The organism is Streptomyces agglomeratus (assembly GCF_001746415.1).
Taxonomy (GTDB): Bacteria; Actinomycetota; Actinomycetes; order Streptomycetales; family Streptomycetaceae; genus Streptomyces; species Streptomyces agglomeratus.
The window spans coordinates 3,955,589-3,979,256 of sequence record NZ_MEHJ01000001.1 but is presented as its reverse complement, the minus strand read 5'-3'; the positions used below and the strand labels follow the sequence as shown (position 1 = coordinate 3,979,256).

Genomic DNA, 23,668 nt, shown 5'->3' with positions numbered 1-23,668 from the left:
CCTCGCTGCCTGGGGGTTGTGATGACCCGTCGTGTGCCGTGCCCGCCGGCTCCTGGCCCGCTGGAAGCCTACGCCGCACGCTTCGATGACCTGCTCTCCACGCTGGCCCAGCGACGCGGGTTCCGTGAGTACCTCGCCGGGCTGCTGCTGCCGCGGGACCGCAACAAGACCCTGACCTGCCTGGCCGGCGCCGAGCCCGTGGCCGGAGCCCAGCACCCGGCGGTGCAGCGGCTGCAGTTCTTCCTCTCCGAGTCGACCTGGGACCACGAGCAGATCAACGCCCGCCGGTTGGAACTGCTGCTCGCCGACCCGGCGACCGAGCCGCACGCGGGCGGGGTACTGGTGATCGACGACTCGGGTGACCGCAAGGACGGGACCGCGACCGCGCATGTCGGGCGGCAGTGGCTGGGCCGACTGGGCAAGACCGACAACGGCATCGTCACCGTGACGACCTGCTGGGCCGACGAGAGCGTCTACTACCCGCTCCACGCGGTGCCCTACAGCCCCGCCCGTCACTTCCCCGCCGGCAAGAGCGACCCCGGCTTCCGCACGAAACTGCAGATCGCAGCCGAACTCGCCCGCACCGCCAAGACTGCCGGGGTGGCCTTCCGGGCCGTGGCCGCCGACTGCGCCTACGGCGACCAGGACGGCTTCCGCCGGCAACTCGGCGAGGCGGGTCTGCCGTTCGTCATGGCCCTCAAGCCGAGCCACGGCACGTGGGCCTACGGCAAGGATGCCTACACCCCCGTCGACGCCGCACGCGCACTGACCTGGACCAATCCCGAGCATCCCGGGGACTGGACCGCGGTTGAGCGGACTTTCCGCAACGGGCACACCGAGACCTGGTGGGCCGCCGACGCCCACCTCGGCTGGTGGGGTCCGGACGGAAACGTCCGCCTGGTCGTGGCCACCACCGACCCGGCCATCCTGCCCGCGCAGGCAACTTGGTACCTGGCCACCGACCTGCCCCGCCCCGGCGGCCCCCGTGAGGCCGACCACCCTCATCCCGCCGCTGACCTGCACGAAGTCGTGCGGATCTACGGCATCCGTCACTGGATCGAGCAGAGCTACAAACAGGTCAAGGACGAACTCGGATGGGCCGATTTCCAGGTCCGTTCCGACACCGCCATCCGCCGCCACCAGACACTGGTCACCTGCGCGTTCTCGTTCTGCTGGGACACCTGGTTCGCTCATCCGCCAGACCGGGAACCCGCCCCCGTCCCTGCGCTCCCGCCCGCCCCGACGCCGCCGGGACCGGCTGAGAGGGGGCCCAAGCAGACCCCACCAGCCCCAACCGGCCAGCTGGCCCAAGGCGATCCGAGCCGTCCGCGCCTGGCTCGCTCCCTGGACCAACCTCCAACGATGCTGGCACGCATGGACGAATGCACCCCACCGCCCGAACTCCAAGCACTGATCAACGCCGTCGGCGCAGGCCACCCACTTGACCTCTACATCCCCGTCTAACAAACCACCGCTAGCCGCGGCGCGGAGCCTTCTCTCGTTCCGCCCCGCCCTGCCTGCCCCGTCCCTCCCGCCCCGCCCCTTCCCGAACCGGGCCTCCGCCCCGGGCCCGCATGCCACCAGGGCCCGGGGCCTGCCGCCCGTGAGCGGCGGACCGCGAAGTGTCACGGGGCGGGGGCGGGGTGGGGAAACGGAAACGCCGCCCCGCATACTCGGGGCATGACCGCGACCGCGTACGACGCCATCGTGTTGGCCGGAGGGGCCGCCAGGCGGCTCGGTGGGGTGGACAAGCCCGGTGTGCGCGTGGGCGGGCGGACCCTGCTGGACCGGGTGCTGGGCGTGTGCCGCGGGGCCGGTACGACTGTCGTGGTCGGCGGTCGGCGGGCGACCGTGCGGGCCGTCGAGTGGGCGCGCGAGGAACCGGCCGGAGGCGGGCCGTTGGCCGCGCTGGACGCCGGTGTACGGGGTACGACCGCGCGGAACCTGCTCGTACTCTCCGCCGACCTGCCGTTCGTCGAAACCGGGACGGTACAGCGGCTGCTCGACGCCCTGGACGGCAGTGGGGCCGAGGCGGCGCTGCTCGTGGACGCGGACGGGCGTGACCAGCCGCTCGTCGCCGCGTACCGCGCCGAACCACTGCGCCGCGAACTGGCGCTGCTCGCCACCGAACACGGCGGGCTCTCCGGGCTGCCGCTGCGGCTGCTGACGCACGAGCTGGCTCTGACGCGCGTCGCCGCCGGGCCGCTCGACTTCTTCGACTGCGACACCTGGCAGGACATTGCGGCGGCCCGGTCCAGGATCAGGGAGCATGGGCGTGTGCTGGATGAATGGATGACCGCAGTCAAGGACGAACTCGGCGTCGAGCTCGACGTCGACATCAACGTTCTACTCGACCTCGCCCGCGACGCCGCGCACGGTGTCGCCAGGCCCGCCGCCCCGCTCACCACCTTCCTGGTGGGCTACGCGGCGGCACAGGCGGGCGGCAACGGGCCGGACGCCGTCGCCGAGGCGGCTCGCAAGGCCGCCGCGCTCGCTGCCCGTTGGGCGGCCGAGGCGGAGGAAGAGGCCAAGGGAGAGGCCGCGGGCCACGGCACGGAAGACGGCGCGGGGTGAACCAGGAGGACCGCGAGTTCGAGGAGGCCCTCGCCCTCGTCCGCCGGACCGCACAGCCGGCGCCGGCCCCTGCACTGTCCCCGGCCGCGCACCGGGACCCGGGCCCGCCCCTGGAACCGGTGGCGGACCCGAGCCCGAGCCTCGGCCCGGGCTCGGCGTCGTACCCGGACCGAAGCCCGGACCGGGCGTCGGGCCCGACGCCTGACCCGGCGTCGGCCATGCACCCGGACCCCGCGTCCGCACCGGACCCGGACCCGGCGCCGGATCAGCAGAGCCCGGACCCGTCGGACCAGCAGAGCCCGGACCCGACCCCGGCCCCGGACCCGGCAGCCGGCCGGCCGTCGGAGCAGGCGGCCCGGGGCGGTGGGCTCGCCGCTCGGTCCGGACTGCCCGCCGCCGTGCCCGCCCCGCCCGCATCCCGTACCCGTGCAACGCCCTGGGCCGACGCCCGCGCCGTCGCCGCACGGGCCGGTGCGGCGGCTTCGGCACGTACCCGGCGGGTGGCGCTCGCGCAGGCCCTCGGGCAGGTGCTCGCCGAGCCCCTCGACGCCCTCACCGACCTGCCCTCCTTCGACACGTCCGCCATGGACGGGTGGGCGGTCGCGGGGCCGGGGCCGTGGTGGAGCGTGGAGGCGGGCGGTCAGCTGCTGGCCGGTCAGGTCGCGCCCGGAGCGCTGGCCGACGGTGCGGCGGTACGCATCGCCACCGGAGGCCGTGTCCCGCCCGACGCCACCGCGGTGATCCGCAGCGAGCACGGCCGGCTGGACGAGGCCGCAGGGCGGCTGTACGCGCGCCGTGAGGTCGTCCAGGGGCAGGACATCCGGCCGCGCGGCCAGGAGTGCCGTACTGGCGACCAGTTGCTGCCCGCCGGTTCCCTCGTGACCCCGGCCGTCCTCGGGCTCGCCGCCGCAGCCGGTTATGACGCGCTGTCCGTCGTGCCCCGGCCGCGCGTCGAAGTGTTCGTACTGGGCGACGAGTTGCTCGGCGAAGGGCTGCCGCACGACGGGATGGTCCGCGACGCCCTCGGCCCGCTCCTCGACCCCTGGCTGCGCGCCCTCGGCGCCGAGGTGATCGGTACGCGGCACCTCGGCGATGACGCCGACGCACTCCACCGCGCCGTCACCGAGTCGCACGCCGACATCGTCGTCACCACCGGCGGTACGGCGTCCGGGCCCGTCGACCACGTCCACCCGATCCTGCGCAGGGCCGGTGCCGAACTGCTGGTCGACGGTGTCGCGGTGCGGCCCGGCCACCCGATGCTCCTGGCGCGCCTCGCCGGGGGACGGGAAGAGGCGGCGGGCAAGGAAGAAGCCGCCCGGGAGCGGTATCTCGTCGGCCTGCCCGGCAATCCGCTGGCCGCCGTGTCCGGCCTGCTGACCCTGGCCGAGCCGTTGCTGCGCGCCCGCGCCCGGCGGCCGTCCCTCGCGCCGTACCTGTCGCCCGTACGGGACGACGTGAACGGGCATCCGCACGACACCCGGCTCGTCCCCGTCGTCCACCGACGGGGAGGCATGGACGGCGGAGGCATGGACGGCGGAGGCCGGGGCGGCGGAGGCAAGGACGGCGACGGGCCGGAGCCGGCCGTGCCAATGCACTACAACGGTCCGGCGATGCTCCGCGGTATCGCCGCCGCCGACGGCATGGCCGTCGTTCCGCCCGGCGGAGCACGCGCCGGCCAAGAGCTGGAAATCCTTGACCTGCCCTGGACAGAAGGACGTTTCACGTGAAACTTCCCGGCCAAGATGCGATGGCCAGGCATGCCGACGAGCACCTCGTCACCGCTCGGATCAGGCTGCCGCGCCGCATTGTCGACCGCCCGCTCCGGCAGGTCGGCAAGCGGCTGCTGATGGCCATGATGGTCCTGGCCCTGACGGTGTTCATCGTCTACGTCGACCGCGCCGGCTACCACGACAACGCCGACGAGAGCGTCGACTTCCTCGACGCCGTCTACTACTCCACCGTGACCCTCTCCACGACGGGTTACGGCGACATCGTGCCGCACAGCGACAGCGCCAGGCTCATCAATGTGCTGCTGGTGACACCGCTGCGCGTGCTCTTTCTGATCATCCTGGTCGGCACCACTCTCGAGGTCCTCACGGAGCGGACCCGGGAGGAGTGGCGGCTGAACCGCTGGAGGTCCCAGTTGCGCGACCACACCGTCATCGTCGGATTCGGCACCAAGGGTCGTTCCGCGATCCAGACCCTGGCCGCCACGGGGCTCAGGAAAGAGCAGATCGTGGTCGTCGACCCGAGCGCGAAGGTCATCGAAGCGGCCAACGCGGACGGGTTCACGGGCGTCCTGGGTGACGCGACCCGCAGCGACGTACTCCTGCGTGCCGAGGTGCAGCGCGCCCGCCAGGTCGTCATCTCGACCCAGCGCGACGACACAGCGGTCCTCGTCACGCTCACCGCCCGCCAGCTCAACCGGGGCGCCAAGATCGTCGCCGCGGTCCGTGAGGAGGAGAACGCGCCGCTGCTGCGTCAGTCGGGCGCCGACGCCGTGATCACGAGTGCCAGCGCGGCCGGCCGTCTCCTCGGCCTGTCGGTGCTCAGCCCCAGCGCCGGCACGGTGATGGAAGACCTGATCCAGCAGGGCAGCGGTCTCGATCTCATCGAGCGGCCGGTGATAAAGGCCGAGGTGGGAAGGAACGTGCGGGAGACCGACGATCTGGTGGTCAGCGTCCTGCGCGGACACCGGCTGCTCGGTTACGACGACCCGGCGGCCAGCCCACTCCAGCTGACGGACCGGGTGATCACCATCGTGCGCGCCTCGCCCGGCGTCACGAGCGCGGGAGACATGCGGGTGACGTCGCCGGAGTAGGGGGCCCGGAGCGGGCCACCGGGAGCAACGGGGGCGTCGCCACCGGGAGCAACGGGGGCGTCCACAACAGCCGGGGCGACCGCCGGAGGACGGACCTGAAGCAAGGGGCGGGCGGCTGAGTGGCCGGGGAGGCGGAGTGCTCGGCTCCGGTGCGGAGTAGCCTCGCGGCCATGTATGCGATCACGATCCCTGAACCCGGTGGCCCCGAGGCGCTCGTATGGGCGGAGGTCCCCGATCCCGTACCCGCCGAGGGCGAGGTCCTCGTCGAGGTCGTCGCGAGCGCCGTCAACCGCGCCGACCTGCTGCAACGCCAGGGCTTCTACGACCCGCCGCCCGGCGCCTCCCCCTACCCCGGCCTCGAATGCTCGGGCCGGATCGCCGCGCTGGGGCCGGGCGTCCTCGGCTGGTCCGTCGGCGACGAGGTGTGCGCACTGCTGACGGGCGGCGGGTACGCCGAGAAGGTCGCCGTACCGGCGGGGCAGCTGCTGCCCGTGCCGCCCGGCATGGACCTCGTCACCGCGGCCTCACTGCCCGAGGTGACCTCGACGGTCTGGTCGAACGTCTTCATGATCGCGCACCTCCGGCCGGGCGAGACGCTGCTGGTCCACGGCGGCGCGAGCGGCATCGGCACGATGGCGATCCAGCTCGCCAAGGCGGTCGGCGCCCGCGTCGCGGTGACGGCCGGCGGCCCCGAGAAGCTGGCGCGCTGCGCGGAGCTGGGCGCCGACATCCTCATCGACTACCGCGAGCAGGATTTCGTACAGGAGCTGCGCAAGGCCACCGACGGGGCCGGCGCGGACGTCGTCCTGGACATCATCGGCGCCAAGTACCTCGACCGGAACGTGAAGGCGCTCGCCGTCAACGGCCGCCTCGCGATCATCGGCATGCAGGGTGGCGTGAAGGGCGAGGTCAACCTGAGCGCGCTGATGAAGAAGCGCGCGGCGATCACAGCGACGACGCTGCGGGCGCGTCCGCTCGGCGAGAAGGCGGCGATCGTCGCGGCCGTACGGGAGCACGTCTGGCCGCTGATCAGCACCGGCCGTGTGCGTCCCGTCGTGGACCGGGTCGTGCCGATGCCCAAGGCCGCCGAGGCACACCGGGCGCTGGAAGCGGGCGACCACGTCGGCAAGATCCTGCTGACGACGCCCTGACCGGGGCTGCCGGCCGCAGCGCGAGAGGCCCGCACCGCCACGACGGCGATGCGGGCCTCTCGCGCTCATGAACCGGTCCTGAGCGCTCATCGAACCGGGCGCTCATCGAACCGGGCGCTGATGAACCGGGCGCTGATGAACTGTCCGGCCGATGAACCGGTCTAGAGGTACGGCCCCGAGCGCACCGGCCCGTGGCCGTCCTCCTGGCCGTCGTCCTCGTGACCCGCGCCGGGCGGAAGTGCGCGCCGCATCTGCTCCAGCTGCGCCCGCGCCGCCATCTGCTGGGCGAAGAGCGCCGTCTGGATGCCGTGGAAAAGCCCTTCGAGCCACCCGACCAACTGCGCCTGCGCGATCCGCAGTTCCGCCTCGGAGGGGATCGCCTCGTCGGTGAACGGCAGCGAGAGCCGCTCCAACTCCTCGACCAGCTCGGGCGCGAGGCCGTCTTCGAGCTCCTTGACGGAGCTGGCGTGAATGTCCTTGAGCCGTACCCGGCTGGCCTCGTCGAGAGGAGCCGCCCGTACTTCCTCCAGGAGTTGCTTGATCATGCTGCCGATGCGCATGACCTTTGCGGGCTGTTCGACCATCTCTGTCACCGGCACCTCGCGCGACTCGTCCTCCGCGCCGCCGAGAGCCATTCCGTCCTGCCCTACGACCAGGACATGGGGGCTCTCCTGCGACCGTTCACTCCTCGGCATCTCCATGCAGCCATTGTCTCGTACACGTGCGTCATCACACGGTGTGCCCCCGTACAGAGGTGATCCACCCTGTACGGGGGCACGGAACGGACGCGGAACGGGAAGGTCCGCGTAACGCGGGTGTCAGCCCGCCGCGCGCCGCGCCACCGCGGTGCGGGACCTGGTGACCAGGGCGGCGAGGAGCGCCGCGCCCACGGGTACGGCGACGAGCAGCGCCGCGAGCGTTTCCCAGGGGACGACGATCGGGACGTACGGCGCCTCCTGCATGCCGCCCATGCCGGAGTCCAGAGCCTCCTCGTACCACTTCAACTGCTGGCGTTCCTCGGTCAGCCGCAGGCCGATCGCGGGCAGTACGCCCGCCGCCGAGCCGAGCACCACGCCCATCGCGGCGACCACCCCGCACTGGAAACCGCTCAGCGTCCTGCGCACCCGCGGGGGCGCCCCGACGGCGGCGAGGGTCTTGAGGTCGGGCTCGGCGTCGGTCTGGGCGAGGCCGGTCGCGATGCCTGCCGCGCCGATGGTGACGAGTCCGGCGAAGACGGTCAGGGCCAGCAGGACGATGCTGTTCTCACTGGTGTAGCCCTTTTCGACGTACAGGCCGCCGTCGGTGCCCAGTGTGTCCAGTGCCGCTTCGAGCTTCTGCTGCTGCGGGCCGCTCGGCAGCTTGTCGGTCGAGAAGTACGCGCCGACCGGGGCGGTGAGGAGCCCGGCGGCCTTCGCTGCCTGAGGGGGCAGGACGATCTTCACCCCGTACGCGGTGGCCGCCTTCGGTGCCTCGTGGACGGCGAAGGACTTGATCTCGCCGGGGTACTCCTTGCCCTTCTGCGTCATCAGATCGGCCTTGGCGGGGTCGGTGATCAGCTTGATGCCGATCTTCCCCTTCTCGACGTTGCGGCGGTCGAAGGAGACGGCCTTGCCGCTCTTGAGAGCGCTGACGGAGGCCGGGTCGTCGATCGCGAGCACCGACAGCAGCCTCTCGTCGGCGACCAGCACGTCGTATTCGGCGTAATGGCCGCTCTCCTTGCAGCGCCAGTCCGACGACAGCTTGCGGCGCTCGGCGGGCGTGAGCTCCTTGGCGCCCGGGGTGCCCTCCGTCCACAGCGCGCAGCGGTTCTCCTTCGGCGTGTGGATCTCGTACCGCCCGCAGCCCTTGACGTCGCTGTACGGGGCGCAGTTGACGTTGCCCACGGTGATCCGGCTGACATCGGCGCGTACGTCGACGGGGAAGTGCTTCTGGACGGCCGCGCGCAGGGCCGGCACGTCCCGCCCGCCGCCCTCGGCGTTCAGCACGGTCACCGCGCCGTGCGGCAGCTGCGCCGAGTACGCGGCACGCTGCTGTACGTCGTCGCTGGCGGCGTACGTCGCCACCGCGACCGTACCCGCGACGGCGGCCAGCACAGCGGCTACGGCGGGGGCCGTACGGCCCCGGTTGCGCACGGCGTCGCGCAGGGCGAGGCGCGGCGACAGCGGCAGCCACCCGCCGAGCCTGCCGAAGAGGCCGACCAGGGCGGGGGTGAGCGCGACGATGCCGAGCTCGGCGAGGGCGCTGCCGCCCGCGACGACGGGGACGCTGTCGGTGGCGGTGGCGCCGTACAGGGTGATGGCGATGCCCAGCCCGGCCGCGATCAGGCCGATGACGGGCAGGACGCGGCTGGAGCGGCGTACGCCGCGGCGGCCGGTGAGTGAGGCCAGCACGGACTGGCGCGACGACGTGATGGCAGGGACGATCGCGGCGAGCAGGCCGGTGAGTACGGCGAGCAGGCCGATGCCGAGCAGTTCCAGGGGCCGGACGTCGAAGCTGCCGAACCGCCGGCCCATGGTGTCCTCGAGCAGCGGCCGCAGCGCGAAGGTGAGGAGCAGGCCGAGCACGGTGCCGACGACGGCCGCGGCGATGCCGATGACCAGACCGCCGGAGAGCACGATGGCGCGGATGTGGCGGCGGTCGCCGCCGTTGGCGCCGACGAGACCGAGCTGGCGTGCGGAGCGCCGGGCGCCCACCGCGAACGCGGGGCCCGCCAGCAGGCAGATTTCCAGCATGGCGAGGCCGACGACGGTGGCGACGACGGCGAGCGCGGCGGCCTCGGACGCGGTGCTCTGCTCGTAGTTGGCCCAGCCCTCCTTCTGGAAGAGCGGCACGTCGGAGTCGGCGGGCGGATCGAGGGCGACTGCGCGCGAAATGACCGCGACGCCCTTGGAGTTCGCCTTCTGGACCATGTTCCACGTGAAACCGTCGCCACCGACGGAGACCAGGTAGGTGCTGCTGGTCTCGGTGCCGGGCAGGTCGTCGGCCTTCAGTGCCTTGTCGAGCGGCGCGAGGAACGTGCCGGGCGGGGCGAGGACCTCGTCGGCCTTGAGCGAGTCGGGGAGTTCGTACGAGCCGACGATCCGGTACTCGGTGTCGAGCCCCCGGGCGGCGATCGTCGAACCCACCTTCAGGCCGCCGGCCTCCAGGAAGTGCACGGTCGCGGCGACCTCGCCGGCCTTGTCGGGGAACCGGCCCTGGTCGAGGGTCATCATGCCCCGGGTCATCGGGTCGTTCGCGTCCAGCTCGTGGATCACCGCGTTGAGCAGACCGTGTCCGGTACGGAGCTTCCCGCTGCCGTTCGCGTCCTTGAGCGTTTTCGCGCCCGCCGGGAAGGCTGCCTCGATGTCACCGCGGCCCTCGGGCCACACCCCGTCCCCGTAGTCCTTCACCGGCGTGGTGTTGAGGCCGTCGGGTGCCTGGAGGATCGGCACGCCGCCCATGCCCGGGTCGGTCATCCGGGCGTCGGCGGCGCCCAGATCGCGCGCCATCTGCTGCTCGGTGGACAGCTCCGCGCTGCGCAGGGTGAGGTCCGCGGCGCTGACGCCGAGGATGGGCAGGGCGATCATGGCGAGTACGAGGGAACTGCGGCCCTTGAAGCGCCATGCGTCGCGACGGGCGATCCGCACCGCGGCCACCCAGGAGTGGTACCAGCGGTTCACTGAGCGGCCGCCTGCCCGGAGAGGAGCGAGTCGGCCTGGCTGCGCAGGGTCTCGTCGACGACGGAGCCGTCGCGCAGGAAGACCACCCGGTCCGCCCAGGCCGCGAAGCGCGGCTCGTGGGTGACGAGGATGCCGGCGGCGCCCGCGTCGCAGCGGGCGCGCAGCAGGGCGAGTACGGACTCGCCCGTCTCGGAGTCGAGGGCGCCGGTCGGCTCGTCGGCGAGGACCAGGCGGCGGTCGCCCACCAGGGCGCGGGCGATGGCCACGCGCTGCTGCTGGCCGCCGGACATCTCGTCGGGGAAGCGGTCGGCGAGCTGGCCGAGGCCCATCTCCTCCAGCGCGGCGACGGCGGAGACGCGGGCCTTGCGGGCGGATATGCCGTCCAGTTCGCGGGGCAGGGCGACGTTCTCGGCGGCGGTCAGGGCCGGGATGAGGTTGTAGTCCTGGAAGACGTAGCCGATGCTGCGGCGGCGCAGTGCGGCGAGTTCCTTGCGGCTGACGGTCGTGATGTCCGTACCTTCGACGACGACGCGGCCCGAGGTGGGGCTGTCGAGGCCGCCCGCGATGGTGAGCAGGGTGGACTTGCCCGAGCCGGACGGGCCCATGACGGCGACGAGTTCACCGGGATATACGGAGAGGTCGACGCCGCGCAGGGCGTGCACTTCGGCAGCACCGCTGCCGTGGACGCGGGTCAGCTGCTCCAGCCGCAGGACGGGCTGCTGGGCCCCCTGCGGCTGACTCTGCTGATGCGGCTGTCGCGACAGTTGTGCCTCATGAGGCTGCTGTGACTCATAGGGCGTGGATCCGGGCATGGCTTCGGGCATGAAGGGGTCCCCCTGGGACGGAAATGGTCGTGCGGCGCGTGGGCTTATCGCCGTGCGCTGCGGGACGTCGGGGTGGTACGAGCGGTTCCGGCAGCGTTGGTGCCGGGAGCGGTGGAGCCGGCGGCCGGGGTGGCGGAGGCGGTCGAGCCGGAAGGGGCGGCTGAGTCGGAAGAGGCGGCTGAGTCGGCCGCGGCGGCCGGCTCGGCCGTCGCGGGAGCGTTCCCGGCCCTGCGCGCGGCCGTCGCGGAGAGCCGGGCGAGCCGGGACTCGGAGTGGTCGAGCCAGCGCGCCTCGGCCTCGGTCTGGAAGATCAGTTGTTCGAGTACGAGAAGCCAGGCGACGTCGTCGCGCGCCTTCCCGGCGTCCGCGCCCTCCACGGCGACCAGGGCCCGGGCCTTCAGGCGCGTGTAGTCCTGCATCGCCCGCAGAGTGGCGTGGCGCTGGGCCTGGATGACGGCCCGGATGTCGACGCCGGGGGCGCCGACGGCCATGGCGAGCTTGATGGCCAGTTCGTCGCGGGGCGGACTGGCGCGGTCGACGGGGCGCTCGAACCAGCTCCTGAGTTCGCCCCGCCCCGCGTCCGTGATCGCGTAGAGCGCGTGACCCGCGTCGTCCTCGCCGTCCTGGACGACCATGCCGTCGCGTTCCAGTCGGTTCAGGGTCGTATAGACCTGCCCCACGTTGAGCGGCCAGGTGGCACCGGTGCGCGACTCGAACTCGGTGCGCAACTGGGAGCCGTAGCGAGGGCCGTGCTCAAGAAGGGCAAGCAGCCCGTGACGGATCGACATACCGAGTATGTATACCGAGTATGTCGCCCGTAGCCAACCGTCCTGAGGGGGACATCGCGCGTAGGTCTTGAGGGGGACGGCCGCCGGGCAGGTCAGCCGCGCCGGAGCCGCAGACCTAGAAAACCGAGCCCAAGACCGAACAGCGTCAGCCCGGCGCCGAGCGGCAGCACATGGACGTCCAGCGGGTCGGACTGCGCCACGACCTGCTCATCGCCCCCGGGTGCCGCGCCCGGCGGGCGGTCGGACGGCGAGGCGGCGGGCGGCTGGACGGCCTCGTCGAGCGCCTCCTCGTGTACGTCCCAGGACTCGGGCGCGTACGACGTGCGGGGGGTCGCCGACGCGCTCGCCGACGCGGAACCGGAACGCGAGGCGGAGGGCCTCGGGCCGGCCGTGGCACTGCCCGACGGGCTCGCGCTGCCGCTCGGGGACGCCTTCTCGTCCGCCTCGTCGCTCCCGCCCGGGTCCGTGTCCTGTTCCGGCGCCCTGCCCGGACGCGTACGTCCCACCCCGGCCGGCCGGCCCGCCAGGCTCTCGGCCGGCGCGGCGGCGGAGGCAGCGGGCCGCCGCGGCCCGTCCGGGCCCGCGACACCCGCCTCGCGCTCCCGGCCGTCGCCCCGGGAAGCCGCGGACCCCGACGGTTCGGGCGGCCCGGACGGTTCGGACGGCTTCGACGGTTCGGACGGCCCGGAGGTGGCCACGGACACGGACACCGGCGTGGGTCCCGGCACGCGCTCTCCGGCGTACGCCCCCGGGACCGGCAGCGCCAGGACTGCGGCCACCCCAACCGCCGAGAACCGGACAGCCATGGGACTCCGCCTCCTGAACCGAAACGCGACGCCGGACCACCGTGTGAGCCGGACCACTGGACAACAGGCTCAGCGTCACACGCCGCGACACTCCCGGCACCTCGGGTCACACGAAAGGGGCCCTGCGCGCGTCACGCGCACCGGGCCCCTTCCCGCGTCCGCACCCGACGGCGCGGCCGTCCGGCCTAGTCCGACGGCGGGTTGCCGGTGGAGATCTCCAGCTCGATCGTGGCGTCGTCCGGGTCGATGTCGGAGCCACGCTTCGGATACTGGTTGACCACGAGGTCCTCGCCCCAGCTGGGGTCGTCGACCCGGGTCTCCTTGATCTTCCAGTTCGCCGCCTGGAGGCACAGCTTGACCGAGCGCAGGTCCTTGTAGAGGAAGCTCGGCACCTCGACCTTGTCCGGGTCCGTCGCCGACTCCCGGCCGGGGGAGCAGTCGGTGGTCTTCATGGTCCGCGTACGGTCCGGACCCCGGTAGCCGGGCTTCGCCGCGACCTCACTCTGCGTGGGGTCGTCGGTGCCCTGGCTCCCGCCCTCGGGGTCGTCCTCCTTGAGCGAGATGGCGGTGATCACGCCGCCGAGCGCCAGCAGTACGACCGCGATCGCCCCCACCAGCACCGGCATGTTCCGGTTGCCGCCACCGCCGCCGGGGGCGGCGCCCTGGGGCGCCATCGTGTACGGCGGCGGGGTCTGGGTGCCCTGCTGCATGTTGTGCGTCGCGTACGGCGCCGGCGTCGGATAGCCGTACGCGGGCTGCGCCGGGCCGGGAGCCGGGGTGGGCGGGCCGTACGGACCCGGCGTCGGCTGGTACGGCGCCTGGACGCTGCCGCTCTGCGGGAAGCCCGCCTGCTCGACCGGCGGGAACACGGCGGAGCCGACCCCGGACCCGCTCTGCGAGGGACCACCGGCGACGATCACCGGCGCGGCGCCCGCCTGGCCGGAACCCGAGACCCGCGCGCACTCGTCGCGCATCGCGGCGGCGCTCGGGAAGCGCTCGTTCGGGTTCTTCTTCAGCGCCCGGGCGACCAGCGCGTCGACGGCCGGCGGGATCGACCGGTTGATCGAAGAAGGAGCCACAGGCTCCTCCTGGACATGCGCGTACGCGATGGCGAGCGGGGAATCGGCGTCGAACGGCAGCCGCCCCGTGACCAGTTGGAACAGCATGATGCCGACCGAGTACAGGTCGGAGCGCGCGTCGACGCCGCGCCCCAGGGCCTGTTCGGGCGACAGGTACTGCGGCGTACCGACGACCATGCCGGTCTGCGTCATCGAGGTGACACCGGACTGCATGGCGCGCGCGATGCCGAAGTCCATGACCTTGACGACGTCGCGCTTGGTCATCATCACGTTGCCGGGCTTGATGTCGCGGTGGACCAGGCCCATCTCGTGACTGGTCTCCAGCGCCGCCAGCACATCCGATGTGATCTTCAGCGCTTTGTCGGCCGGCATGGCGCCGTACCGCTCGATGTCCGCCTGGAGTACCGAGCCGAGCGGCTGCCCCTCGACGTACTCCATGACGATGTACGGCATCAGAGCGCCGTCGCCCGCGGCGGAGTCGCCGTGGAACACGGTGTCCTCGCCGGTGTCGAAGACCGAGACGATGTTGGGGTGGGACAGCTTGGCGACCGCCTGCGCCTCGCGGCGGAACCGCTCGCGGAACGACTGTTCGCGCCCCAGCTCCGTGTGCAGCGTCTTGATGGCCACCTGGCGGTCCAGCGCGGAGTCGTACGCGAGGTACACCGACGCCATGCCGCCTTCTCCGAGCAGGTCGCGCAGCTGGTACCGCCCGCCCGCGACCGAGCCGCCCGCGTAGCGGCCCTGTCCGCCGTCCTGGCTCATTACTGTGCTTCCCCCTCAGCGCAAGATTTACGGGCCAAGTCTGCCCGAGGGCACTGACACGTCAAGCGCGATGCCCGTTCCGTGACCGTACGCGCAAGAAGCGTCGCGGAAGCGTTACAGCGCGGCTGTGGCACGGGGCCGCGGCCCGTCCGTGGCGTGTCCGGAATTTGCACGGGTACATCGGCAACGGCTTTGATGACCGGTCCATCTCGAACCGGAGCGTCGCGCGGAGGCTGTAGCGTGACGTGGCGGAGCACCTTGAGGACCATGTGCTCGAGGCCCATGAGGACGACCGCGGACGCGGCGCGGACAGAAACGACGGCGAGGACTGATGGCACCCGAACCCGAGGGAAGCGGCGGCGGAGTGTCGGATGCCCCGGAATCATGGGGTATGGGCGGATTGGTCGGCGATGGTCGCTACCGGCTGACGCACCGCCTCGGCCGCGGCGGCATGGCGGAAGTGTTCGCCGCCGAGGACGTACGGCTCGGCCGTACCGTGGCGGTCAAGCTGCTGCGCTCCGATCTGGCCGAAGACCCGACATCCAAGGCCCGCTTCACACGTGAGGCACAGTCGGTGGCCGGCCTGAACCACCACGCGGTGGTCGCCGTGTACGACTCCGGCGAGGACCAGGTCGGCGGCAGCGTCGTCCCCTACATCGTCATGGAGCTCGTCGAGGGCCGGACGATCCGCGAGCTGCTCCAGAACGCCGAGGCCCCTGGCCCCGAGCAGGCGCTGATCATCGTCTCCGGCGTGCTCGAAGCACTCGCGTACAGCCACCAGCACGGCATCGTGCACCGCGACATCAAGCCCGCGAACGTGATCATCACGCACAGCGGCGCGGTCAAGGTCATGGACTTCGGCATCGCCCGTGCCCTGCACGGCGCCCAGTCGACGATGACGCAGACCGGCATGGTCATGGGTACGCCCCAGTACCTCTCCCCGGAGCAGGCACTGGGCAAGGCCGTCGACCACCGCAGCGACCTGTACGCCACGGGCTGTCTGCTGTACGAACTGCTCGCGCAGCGGCCCCCCTTCACCGGTGAGACGCCGCTGTCGGTGGTCTACCAGCACGTGCAGGACATCCCCGTGCCGCCGTCCGAGATCTCGGAGGTGGCGCCGCCCGAGCTCGACGGGCTCGTCATGCGCTCCCTCGCGAAGGACCCGGACGACCGGTTCCAGAGCGCCGAGGAGATGCGCGGTCTCGTCCAGTACGGCCTGTCGATGCTCCAGGAGCAGGGCAGCCACACCGGCATGTGGAACACCGGCCCCGTCGCGATGCACGAGGGCGCGGGCACCCCGGCCGGCGGCACCTATCCGACGACCGCCATGGGCCACCCGAACCACGGCGACACCTCGCAGATGCGGGCCGGCGGCGCGATGCTGCCGCCGATGAACCCGGACGACGGGGCGTACGACGGCGGGCACGGCGGCAACCGCGGCAAGATGTGGATCTTCGCGGTGCTCGCGATCATCGCCATCGCGGCGGGTGTCGCCTTCGCGGTGGACCGGGCCGGCGACGGTGGCACCAAGGAGAAGAAGGATCCGCCGAAGGTCTCCCAGAGCGGCCCGACCAAGTCGGAGAAGGAGCCCTCCAAGGAGCCTTCCGACGACGAGGAGACCTCGCCCGGCACCGACCCGGGCACCTCCTCGACCGGTGGTCAGCAGCCGAGCTGGACCCCGTCCGACATCCCGTCGGCGCCCCCGAGCCACACCCCGTCGAACACGCCCAGCATCACGCCGTCGAGCCCGTCGGCGACCGCTCCGGGCACGACGACGGACGGTGGCACGACCGACGGCGGCACGACCGACGGCGGCACCGACCCGGGTGGCACGGACCCCGGCGACACCGACGCGGGCGGTACGACCGACGGCGGTACGACCGACGGCGGTACGGACCCCGGCGGCACCGACCCCGGCGGCACGACCGACGCCGGTACGACCGACGGCGGCACGACCGACGCGGGGGTCACCGGAGGCTGACCGGGGCGCTCTCACCCCGCGAAGGCCGCGCACACCGCCTCGTACTCCTTCGTCCACCACACCGCCAGGGCCGACGCCGCAGGGAACTGCGGGTCGGCCCTTCGGTCGTGCCGCTGGTAGCGCCAGCGCAGTATCCAGAAGTCGTTGAGCCGCTCCCACCACACCCGGTGCACCGCCGCGGCCAGCTCCTCCGCCCCGGCCCCGGCCGCCTCCCGGTACGCCGCCGCGTACGCCCGTACCTTCGCCAGCTCCAGCTCGCCGTCCGGCCGCACGAAGAAGATCGCGGCGGCCCGAACCGCCTCCTCGGCGCGCGGCTGCACCGCGAGCCGGTCCCAGTCGACGATCGCGGCGGGCTCGGCGCCCCGGTAGAGCAGGTTCAGCGGGTGGAAGTCGCCGTGCACCCACCCGGTGGCGGGCTCGGTGACCGGCGGGGGCCGCCGGTGCGCGTGCCGTTCGAGGAGCGCCCGCCGCTCGACGAGACGGTGTTCGGCCAGTACGTCGAAGGTGTCCCGGGGCCGCCGCCCGCGCGCCAGCGTCAGCAGCTCGTCGATCAGGGCGAAGGTGTCGGCGGGGTCGGCGCAGTCGTGCGTACGCCGGTCCGCCTCCTCCATGACCCGGTCGAGGCAGGTGTGCACGAGCCCCAGCAGCGCGCCCAGCCGCCGCGACTCCACCGTCGTGAGCTGGGCGCCGTCCCGGTGCCGGCCCTCGATCCAGGGGTGCAGGGCGTAGCAGCGGCCGCCGATCACGGTGACGGTGCCGCCCTGGGTGTCCTCCACGGGCGGCGCCACCGGGACGCCGAACGCCTGGAGGTGGCGGGTGGCGCGGTGCTGGCGTCGGATCGTGTCGCGGTCGCCGTCGAGGTGGTGCTTGAGGAAGTAGTCGCCGCGCGTGGTGACGAGGCGGTAGCCGTGGTTGAGCAGGCCCTGGGCCACGGGTTCGCAGGAGAGCGGGTCGCCGGTGTCGCGGTAGCGGCGCAGCAGGTCACCGACGGGCGGCGGAGGGGCGAGTACAGATGAGCGTGGCACCCGCCAGATGTTAGATCACCGAGTCACAGAGCGTGCTCGAACCGTCGCTCGGGGGCGCTGTTCAGGGTGTGCGCGGTGGCGAACTGCGGCTCTATGCGCATGTAGACGGGGTCGAACGGCTTCCCGTCGACGTAGTGGGGCCCACGGCCGAACAGCTCCAGCTCGGCCTCGGCCGGCTCGAAGATCTCGGCCGTGCCGGTGCACTGGACGGCCCACAGGAGCCCGTGGCCGGACTGGAAGTTGTCCGCGCCGTACGCGACCACGCTGCCGTGGCACGCCTGGTGGTGGTTGAAGCCCGCGTGCATGCGCAGCAGTACGCGCCCCTGTACGACGACGTGGCGGGCGACGGCGAGGAAGGGCAGGGCCCGCATGCTCGTGGCCACCCGGCCGTAGGGGACACGGCGGAGAAGTTCGATGGCGCGTAGGTCCTCGGTGGGCATGCCACTCACTGTCGGTCACCGGTGAGGGCCGGGAAAGGGACGGAAGTCCCGAATGGCGCGGGTGTGGCTAGCGTCTCTCCTCCGCCTGCTTGCGCGCCACGTACGCGGCGGCCTGCGAGCGGCGTTCCATGCCCAGCTTGGACAGCAGGCTGGACACGTAGTTCTTGATGGTCTTCTCCGCGAGGTGCAGCCGCTCGCCGATCACCCGGTTGGTCAGGCCCTCACCGATCAGGTCGAGGATTCTGCGCTCCTGCTCGGTGAGGTTCGCGAGCCGGCTGTCGCCCGTGGTGCTCCTGCCGTCGGCGTTGCCGGAGCGCAGCCGTTCCAGTACGCGGGCGGTCGCCACCGGGTCGAGGAGGGACTTGCCCGCCGCCACGTCGCGTACGGCGGTCAGCAGCTCATTCCCCCGAATGGCCTTGAGGACGTATCCGGACGCACCGGCCATGATGGCGTCGAAAAGTGCCTCGTCGTCGGCGAACGAGGTCAGCATCAGGCATTTGATGTCCTCATTTCGTGACCGGACCTCGCGGCAGACCTCCACGCCGCTTCCGTCCGGCAGCCGTACGTCGAGAACGGCCACGTCGGGACGGGTCGCGAGGATTCTGACCTGCGCTTCTTCGGCCGTACCGGCCTCCCCGACCACCTCGATGTCGTCCTCTACGGAGAGCAGTTCGTGGACGCCGCGCCGGACCACCTCGTGGTCGTCGACGAGAAATACGGTGATTTTTCCATCTTCGGGCACGCCGTCATCCTTACATGCGAACTCTTCCCGTGCCGTGGGTCGCCGGGATAACGTGCCCCTGTTCCGGCGGCCCGCAAGGCTGTGACCAGTGGTTGTTCCCGAATTCTTCGATTTACTTGGATTTCCAAGCAAAATCGCAGGTCAAATGGGGTTTCGCAGTTGTGCGAGGCACTGGGTAACGTTCCTTTGACAGGGCGTTTCGCCGGGGCACCTGTCACACCTGTTCCCGGCCGAGTCGCACCCACCCCGTGCACGAGGACGCAAGCAGGTGAGCCGCACTGGTCACCGGCAGACCCCGGGGGCCGGACAGACGGAGGAGCACGCACGTGACCGTGGAGAGCACTGCCGCGCGTAAGCCGCGACGCAGCAGCACCAAGCGCGTCAGCGCCAAGAAACCCCAGCGATCCGAGCCGGAGCTCGTACAGCTGCTCACCCCCGAGGGAGAGCGCGTCGAGCACCCCGACTACTCGATCGATCTCACCCCGGACGAACTGCTCGGCCTGTACCGGGACATGGTCCTGACCCGCCGCTTCGACGCCGAGGCCACCTCGCTCCAGCGCCAGGGAGAGCTGGGCCTGTGGGCCTCGCTGCTCGGCCAGGAGGCGGCCCAGATCGGCTCCGCACGCGCTCTCCGTGACGACGACTACGTCTTTCCGACGTACCGCGAGCACGGTGTCGCCTGGTGCCGTGGCGTCGACCCGACCAATTTGCTCGGAATGTTCCGTGGCGTGAACCACGGTGGCTGGGACCCCAGCACCAACAATTTCCATCTGTACACGATCGTGATCGGCTCGCAGACGCTGCACGCGACCGGTTACGCGATGGGTGTCGCCAAGGACGGCGCGGACTCCGCGGTCGTCGCGTACTTCGGCGACGGTGCCTCCAGCCAGGGTGATGTCGCTGAATCGTTCACCTTCTCGGCGGTCTACAACGCCCCGGTCGTGTTCTTCTGCCAGAACAACCAGTGGGCGATCTCCGAGCCCACCGAGCGCCAGACCCGCGTTCCGCTCTACCAGCGCGCCCAGGGCTTCGGCTTCCCGGGCGTGCGGGTCGACGGCAACGACGTGCTCGCCTGCCTCGCCGTGACCCGCGACGCGCTGGAGCGCGCCCGCCGGGGTGAGGGGCCGACGCTGGTCGAGGCCTTCACGTACCGCATGGGCGCGCACACCACCTCCGACGACCCGACGAAGTACCGGGCCGACGAGGAGCGCGAGGCGTGGGAGGCGAAGGACCCGATCCTGCGCCTGCGCACGTACCTGGAGAAGGAGGGCTTCGCCGACGCGGCCTTCTTCGACGGTCTGGAGACCGAGAGCGAGAGCCTCGGCCGGCGGGTCCGCGAGGCGGTGCGGGCCATGCCCGACCCGGACCAGATGGCGATCTTCGAGAACGTCTACGCGGACGGCCACGCCCTGGTCGACGAGGAGCGGGCGCAGTTCGCCGCGTACCAGGCGTCCTTCGCCGAGGAGGGAAAGTAGCCATGCCCGTACAGAAGCTTCCCCTCGCCAAGGCGATCAACGAGTCGCTGCGCACCGCCCTCGACACGGACCCCAAGGTCCTGATCATGGGCGAGGACGTCGGCAAGCTCGGCGGCGTCTTCCGCGTCACCGACGGCCTCCAGAAGGACTTCGGCGAGGAGCGGGTCATCGACACCCCGCTCGCCGAGTCCGGCATCGTGGGCACCGCGATCGGCCTGGCCCTGCGCGGCTACCGCCCGGTCGTGGAGATCCAGTTCGACGGCTTCGTCTTCCCGGCGTACGACCAGATCGTCACGCAGCTCGCGAAGATGCACGCCCGCTCGCTCGGCAAGATCAAGATGCCGGTCGTCATCCGCATCCCGTACGGCGGCGGCATCGGCGCGGTCGAGCACCACAGCGAGTCGCCGGAGGCGCTGTTCGCGCACGTCGCCGGTCTGAAGATCGTCTCGCCGTCCAACTCCTCGGACGCCTACTGGATGATGCAGCAGGCCATCCAGAGCGACGACCCGGTGATCTTCTTCGAGCCGAAGCGGCGCTACTGGGACAAGAGCGAGGTCGACACCGAGGCCATCCCCGGCCCGCTCCACACGGCGCGGGTGGTGCGTGAGGGCTCCGACATCACGCTCGCGGCGTACGGCCCGATGGTGAAGGTCTGCGTCGAGGCGGCAGCGGCCGCGGCCGAGGAGGGCAAGTCCCTGGAGGTCCTCGACCTGCGGTCGATGTCCCCGATCGACTTCGACGCGATCCAGACGTCGGTCGAGAAGACCCGCCGCCTGGTCGTGGTCCACGAGGCCCCGGTCTTCTACGGCTCGGGTGCCGAGATCGCCGCTCGCATCACGGAGCGGTGCTTCTACCACCTGGAGGCGCCGGTGCTGAGGGTGGGCGGCTTCCACGCGCCGTACCCGCCGGCGCGCCTGGAGGAGGAGTACTTGCCGGGACTGGACCGGGTACTCGACGCCGTCGACCGCTCGCTTGCGTACTGAGGAGAGCCGTGACGATGACTGAGATTTCCGCTCCCGCCGCCGACACGGCGCGCTTCCGCGAGTTCAAGATGCCCGATGTGGGCGAGGGTCTGACCGAGGCCGAGATCCTCAAGTGGTACGTCCAGCCGGGTGACACGGTCACCGACGGCCAGGTCGTCTGCGAGGTCGAGACGGCCAAGGCCGCCGTCGAGCTGCCGATCCCGTACGACGGTGTGGTGCACGAGCTGCGCTTCGCCGAGGGCGTGACGGTCGACGTCGGCCAGGTGATCATCACGGTGGACGTGGCACCGGGGACGACGGCCGGGGCGGCTCCGGCCGCCGCGCCGGCTCCCGCACAGGCTCCGGTCGCGGAGCCCGAGCCCGAGGCGAAGCCCGCCGCCCGCCAGCCGGTGCTCGTCGGCTACGGCGTCTCCGAAGCCTCCACGAAGCGCCGGGCGCGCAAGGGGACGGCGGCTCCGGCGGCCGCGGTGGCGGCCGTCCAGACCGAGCTGAACGGGCATGGGCCCGGGGCTGCCGCCCTCACGGCGGTGCCCGAGTCGCGCCCGCTGGCCAAGCCTCCGGTCCGCAAGCTCGCCAAGGACCTGGGCGTCGACCTGGCCGCGGTCACCCCGACCGGCCCCGACGGGGTCATCACCCGCGAGGACGTCCACGCGGCGGCCGTGACGCCGGCGCAGCCCGAGCCGGCCGCGGCGGCGCCCGAGCCGGCCGCGCCGCAGGCACCGGCCGCAGCCGCCGCCGAGGCGCCCCGGGAGTCCCGTACCCCGATCAAGGGCGTACGGAAGGCGATCGCGTCGGCCATGGTGAACAGCGCGTTCACCGCGCCGCACGTCACAGAGTTCATCACCTTCGACATCACGCGCACCATGAAGCTGGTCGAAGAGCTGAAGGCCGACAAGGACATGGCGGGCCTGCGCGTCAACCCGCTCCTGCTGATCGCCAAGGCGCTCCTGGTCGCGATCAAGCGCAACCCGGACGTCAACGCGTCCTGGGACGAGGAGAACCAGGAGATCGTGCACAAGCAGTACGTGAACCTGGGCATCGCGGCGGCCACGCCGCGCGGCCTCATCGTCCCGAACATCAAGGACGCCCAGGCGAAGACCCTGCCGGAACTCGCGGCGGCGCTGGGCGAGCTGGTGGCGACGGCCCGCGAGGGCAAGACGTCGCCGGCGGCCATGCAGGGCGGCACGGTGACCATCACCAACGTCGGCGTCTTCGGCGTCGACACCGGTACGCCGATCCTCAACCCGGGCGAGTCCGCGATCCTCGCGGTCGGGGCGATCAAGCTCCAGCCGTGGGTCCACAAGGGCAAGGTGAAGCCCCGCCAGGTCACCACGCTCGCGCTCTCCTTCGACCACCGCCTGGTCGACGGCGAGCTCGGCTCCAGGGTCCTGGCGGACGTGGCGGCGATCCTCGAACAGCCGAAGCGTCTGATCACCTGGGCCTGATCCGGGTCCGCCCGCAGCGGTCGCGTACGACGGTGCCCCGCCGGGATTCCCGGCGGGGCACTCGTACGTACGGAAGGTGATCAGTCCTGCTGTGCGCCCGAGGGCAGGGTGCGCAGCTTCATCGGGGACGACGTGGTGCTCGTGCCGAAGCCGTAGTTGAGCATCTTGCCGGCGTCGCTGTAGCGGTTGGTGACACTGGTGCTGTTCAGGACGACACCGACGAGCGTCTTCGTGCCGCGGGTGGCGGCGAAGACCAGGCAGGGGCCGGCCGTCGAACCGGTGCCGGTCTTGATGCCGATGGCGCCGCTGTAGGAGCCCAGCAGCTTGTTGGTGTTGTACCAGGTGTACGTGCGGGTGCCGCCCGTGCTGGTCGTCGCGGTGCTCTTGTACGACTTCGCCTTGACGACGGCGCGGAAGGTGCTGTTCTTCATGGCGTAGCGGGCGAGCTTCGCCAGGTCGCGCGGGGTCGAGTAGTTGTTGCCCGTCGTCGAGATGCCGTCGAACGAGTCGAACTTGGTCTTCGTCATCCCGAGGGAGCCGGCCTTCGAGTTCATCTTGGCGATGAAGGACTTCTTGCGGGCCGCGACGGTGGTGCCGGTGCCGAAGGTGTCGGCCAGGGCGTACGCCGCGTCGCAGCCGGAGGGCAGCATCGTGCCGTACAGGAGCTGACGGACGGTCACCTTGTCGCCGGTCTTCAGGTCGGCGGTGCTCGCGCCCTGCGCGGTGACGTAGTCGCGGTAGGTCCGCTTGACGGTCACCTTGCGGTTGAGGTCGACGTTGGTCGTGCTGAGCACCACGGCGGCCGTCATGATCTTCGTCGTACTGGCCATCTGGCGCTGGGTGTCCGCGCCCTTGCTGTAGACCGTGGCGCCGGTCGCGTTGTTCAGCATGAAGGCGCCCTTGGCGGTGACCGCCGGCGCTGTGGCCGCCTGCGCGGGCGCGGCCAGGGGCGAGACGGTCAGCAGCGCGCCGGTGGTGACGAGGACCGCGGCGGCTCTGCGGACGGCCGGGAGGCTGGTGATCAAAGAACGCTCCGAAGTTCGCGAATGCGTCGAAAGAGGACCACCCGGAGACGGGGGCCCCGAAAAGAGACTCGCGAGCGGGCCGAAAGGA

General features: G+C 71.7%; 18 protein-coding genes and 1 pseudogene. 9 read left to right on the top strand and 10 right to left on the bottom strand.

Translation table 11 applies throughout. The features are described 5' to 3' along the window. Nucleotides 1-21 precede the first annotated feature (21 nt). The 5 genes and pseudogenes from AS594_RS17215 (at nt 22) to AS594_RS17195 (ending at nt 6,546) form a co-directional block, all read left to right on the top strand. A pseudogene (locus tag AS594_RS17215) lies at nt 22-1,445 on the top strand (IS701 family transposase). A 235-nt stretch (nt 1,446-1,680) separates the two neighbouring features. Next, on the top strand, nt 1,681-2,574 hold the full coding sequence (locus tag AS594_RS45420) for an NTP transferase domain-containing protein (protein ID WP_069935148.1): 894 nt from the start codon (nt 1,681-1,683) through the stop codon (nt 2,572-2,574). Then, nucleotides 2,571-4,301: a molybdopterin molybdotransferase MoeA gene (locus AS594_RS17205; RefSeq protein ID WP_069932670.1), complete on the top strand. Its 1,731-nt coding sequence runs from the start codon at nt 2,571-2,573 to the stop codon at nt 4,299-4,301. The genes AS594_RS45420 and AS594_RS17205 overlap by 4 nt, the downstream gene beginning before the upstream one ends. Before the next feature lie 20 nt (nt 4,302-4,321). Further along, nucleotides 4,322-5,395: a potassium channel family protein gene (locus AS594_RS17200; protein WP_079144550.1), complete on the top strand. Its 1,074-nt coding sequence runs from the start codon at nt 4,322-4,324 to the stop codon at nt 5,393-5,395. A gap of 170 nt (nt 5,396-5,565) precedes the next feature. Then, nucleotides 5,566-6,546 (top strand): NAD(P)H-quinone oxidoreductase, encoded by a 981-nt coding sequence (locus AS594_RS17195; protein ID WP_069935147.1) that lies wholly within the window; start codon nt 5,566-5,568, stop codon nt 6,544-6,546. Between the two features lie 161 nt (nt 6,547-6,707). Here the strand turns inward: AS594_RS17195 and AS594_RS17190 are convergent, their stop codons facing one another. The 6 genes from AS594_RS17190 to AS594_RS17165 all read right to left on the bottom strand — a co-directional run bounded on the left by AS594_RS17190 (nt 6,708) and on the right by AS594_RS17165 (nt 14,464). Beyond that, the gene (locus AS594_RS17190; RefSeq protein ID WP_069927886.1) at nt 6,708-7,247 is read right to left on the bottom strand and encodes a bacterial proteasome activator family protein; all 540 of its coding nucleotides are present in this window, start codon (nt 7,245-7,247) and stop codon (nt 6,708-6,710) included. A gap of 117 nt (nt 7,248-7,364) precedes the next feature. Next, nucleotides 7,365-10,205: an ABC transporter permease gene (locus AS594_RS17185; protein WP_069932672.1), complete on the bottom strand. Its 2,841-nt coding sequence runs from the start codon at nt 10,203-10,205 to the stop codon at nt 7,365-7,367. After that, nucleotides 10,202-11,017, bottom strand: a complete 816-nt coding sequence (locus AS594_RS17180) for an ABC transporter ATP-binding protein (protein ID WP_240509034.1) — start codon at nt 11,015-11,017, stop codon at nt 10,202-10,204. Before AS594_RS17180 ends, AS594_RS17185 begins: the two co-directional genes overlap by 4 nt. Nucleotides 11,018-11,073: 56 nt before the next feature. After that, nucleotides 11,074-11,817 carry a PadR family transcriptional regulator gene (locus AS594_RS17175; RefSeq protein ID WP_069927884.1) on the bottom strand — a complete coding sequence of 248 codons (744 nt, stop codon included), beginning with the start codon at nt 11,815-11,817 and terminating at the stop codon, nt 11,074-11,076. Between the two features lie 92 nt (nt 11,818-11,909). After that, nucleotides 11,910-12,623, bottom strand: coding sequence for a hypothetical protein (locus AS594_RS17170; RefSeq protein ID WP_069927883.1), 714 nt, complete (start codon nt 12,621-12,623; stop codon nt 11,910-11,912). Nucleotides 12,624-12,808: 185 nt separating this feature from the next. Then, the gene (locus AS594_RS17165) at nt 12,809-14,464 is read right to left on the bottom strand and encodes a protein kinase domain-containing protein (protein WP_069927882.1); all 1,656 of its coding nucleotides are present in this window, start codon (nt 14,462-14,464) and stop codon (nt 12,809-12,811) included. 331 nt (nt 14,465-14,795) lie between these two features. Between AS594_RS17165 and AS594_RS17160 the strand changes: the two genes are divergently transcribed. After that, complete coding sequence (locus AS594_RS17160) at nt 14,796-16,445, top strand: protein kinase domain-containing protein (RefSeq protein ID WP_069932673.1); 1,650 nt, start codon at nt 14,796-14,798, stop codon at nt 16,443-16,445. Nucleotides 16,446-16,456: 11 nt separating this feature from the next. On the opposite strand, the gene AS594_RS17155 is transcribed toward AS594_RS17160, so the two are convergent. From AS594_RS17155 to AS594_RS17145, 3 genes are all read right to left on the bottom strand, one after another. Next, a complete protein-coding gene (locus AS594_RS17155) occupies nt 16,457-17,470 on the bottom strand; it encodes a phosphotransferase (RefSeq protein ID WP_069927880.1) in 1,014 nt (337 codons plus the stop codon). Nucleotides 17,471-17,493: 23 nt separating this feature from the next. Continuing rightward, nucleotides 17,494-17,910 carry a pyridoxamine 5'-phosphate oxidase family protein gene (locus AS594_RS17150; RefSeq protein ID WP_069927879.1) on the bottom strand — a complete coding sequence of 139 codons (417 nt, stop codon included), beginning with the start codon at nt 17,908-17,910 and terminating at the stop codon, nt 17,494-17,496. 67 nt (nt 17,911-17,977) lie between these two features. Further along, nucleotides 17,978-18,652: a response regulator gene (locus AS594_RS17145; protein ID WP_069927878.1), complete on the bottom strand. Its 675-nt coding sequence runs from the start codon at nt 18,650-18,652 to the stop codon at nt 17,978-17,980. 326 nt (nt 18,653-18,978) lie between these two features. Between AS594_RS17145 and pdhA the strand changes: the two genes are divergently transcribed. From pdhA to AS594_RS17130, 3 genes are read left to right on the top strand one after another with little or no spacing between them, the layout of a single operon-like run. Next, complete coding sequence (gene pdhA / locus AS594_RS17140; RefSeq protein ID WP_069927877.1) at nt 18,979-20,127, top strand: pyruvate dehydrogenase (acetyl-transferring) E1 component subunit alpha; 1,149 nt, start codon at nt 18,979-18,981, stop codon at nt 20,125-20,127. A gap of 2 nt (nt 20,128-20,129) precedes the next feature. Continuing rightward, the gene (locus AS594_RS17135; protein WP_069927876.1) at nt 20,130-21,110 is read left to right on the top strand and encodes an alpha-ketoacid dehydrogenase subunit beta; all 981 of its coding nucleotides are present in this window, start codon (nt 20,130-20,132) and stop codon (nt 21,108-21,110) included. A 14-nt stretch (nt 21,111-21,124) separates the two neighbouring features. Next, a complete protein-coding gene (locus tag AS594_RS17130) occupies nt 21,125-22,555 on the top strand; it encodes a dihydrolipoamide acetyltransferase family protein (RefSeq protein ID WP_069927875.1) in 1,431 nt (476 codons plus the stop codon). Nucleotides 22,556-22,635: 80 nt separating this feature from the next. On the opposite strand, the gene AS594_RS17125 is transcribed toward AS594_RS17130, so the two are convergent. After that, entirely contained in the window at nt 22,636-23,580 is a 945-nt protein-coding gene (locus tag AS594_RS17125; RefSeq protein ID WP_420877793.1) for a D-alanyl-D-alanine carboxypeptidase family protein, read from the bottom strand. Nucleotides 23,581-23,668 lie beyond the last annotated feature (88 nt).

Bases quoted from the DNA above. Each gene is read 5' to 3' on its own strand.
- AS594_RS45420 (WP_069935148.1), top strand. From the start codon at position 1,681: ATGACCGCGACCGCGTACGACGCCATCGTGTTGGCCGGAGGGGCCGCC.
- AS594_RS17150 (WP_069927879.1), bottom strand. From the start codon at position 17,910: ATGCCCACCGAGGACCTACGCGCCATCGAACTTCTCCGCCGTGTCCCC.
- AS594_RS17180 (WP_240509034.1), bottom strand. From the start codon at position 11,017: ATGCCCGGATCCACGCCCTATGAGTCACAGCAGCCTCATGAGGCACAA.
- AS594_RS17160 (WP_069932673.1), top strand. From the start codon at position 14,796: ATGGCACCCGAACCCGAGGGAAGCGGCGGCGGAGTGTCGGATGCCCCG.
- AS594_RS17195 (WP_069935147.1), top strand. From the start codon at position 5,566: ATGTATGCGATCACGATCCCTGAACCCGGTGGCCCCGAGGCGCTCGTA.
- AS594_RS17200 (WP_079144550.1), top strand. From the start codon at position 4,322: ATGGCCAGGCATGCCGACGAGCACCTCGTCACCGCTCGGATCAGGCTG.
- AS594_RS17135 (WP_069927876.1), top strand. From the start codon at position 20,130: ATGCCCGTACAGAAGCTTCCCCTCGCCAAGGCGATCAACGAGTCGCTG.
- AS594_RS17190 (WP_069927886.1), bottom strand. From the start codon at position 7,247: ATGGAGATGCCGAGGAGTGAACGGTCGCAGGAGAGCCCCCATGTCCTG.
- AS594_RS17170 (WP_069927883.1), bottom strand. From the start codon at position 12,623: ATGGCTGTCCGGTTCTCGGCGGTTGGGGTGGCCGCAGTCCTGGCGCTG.
- AS594_RS17165 (WP_069927882.1), bottom strand. From the start codon at position 14,464: ATGAGCCAGGACGGCGGACAGGGCCGCTACGCGGGCGGCTCGGTCGCG.
- AS594_RS17130 (WP_069927875.1), top strand. From the start codon at position 21,125: ATGACTGAGATTTCCGCTCCCGCCGCCGACACGGCGCGCTTCCGCGAG.
- AS594_RS17175 (WP_069927884.1), bottom strand. From the start codon at position 11,817: ATGTCGATCCGTCACGGGCTGCTTGCCCTTCTTGAGCACGGCCCTCGC.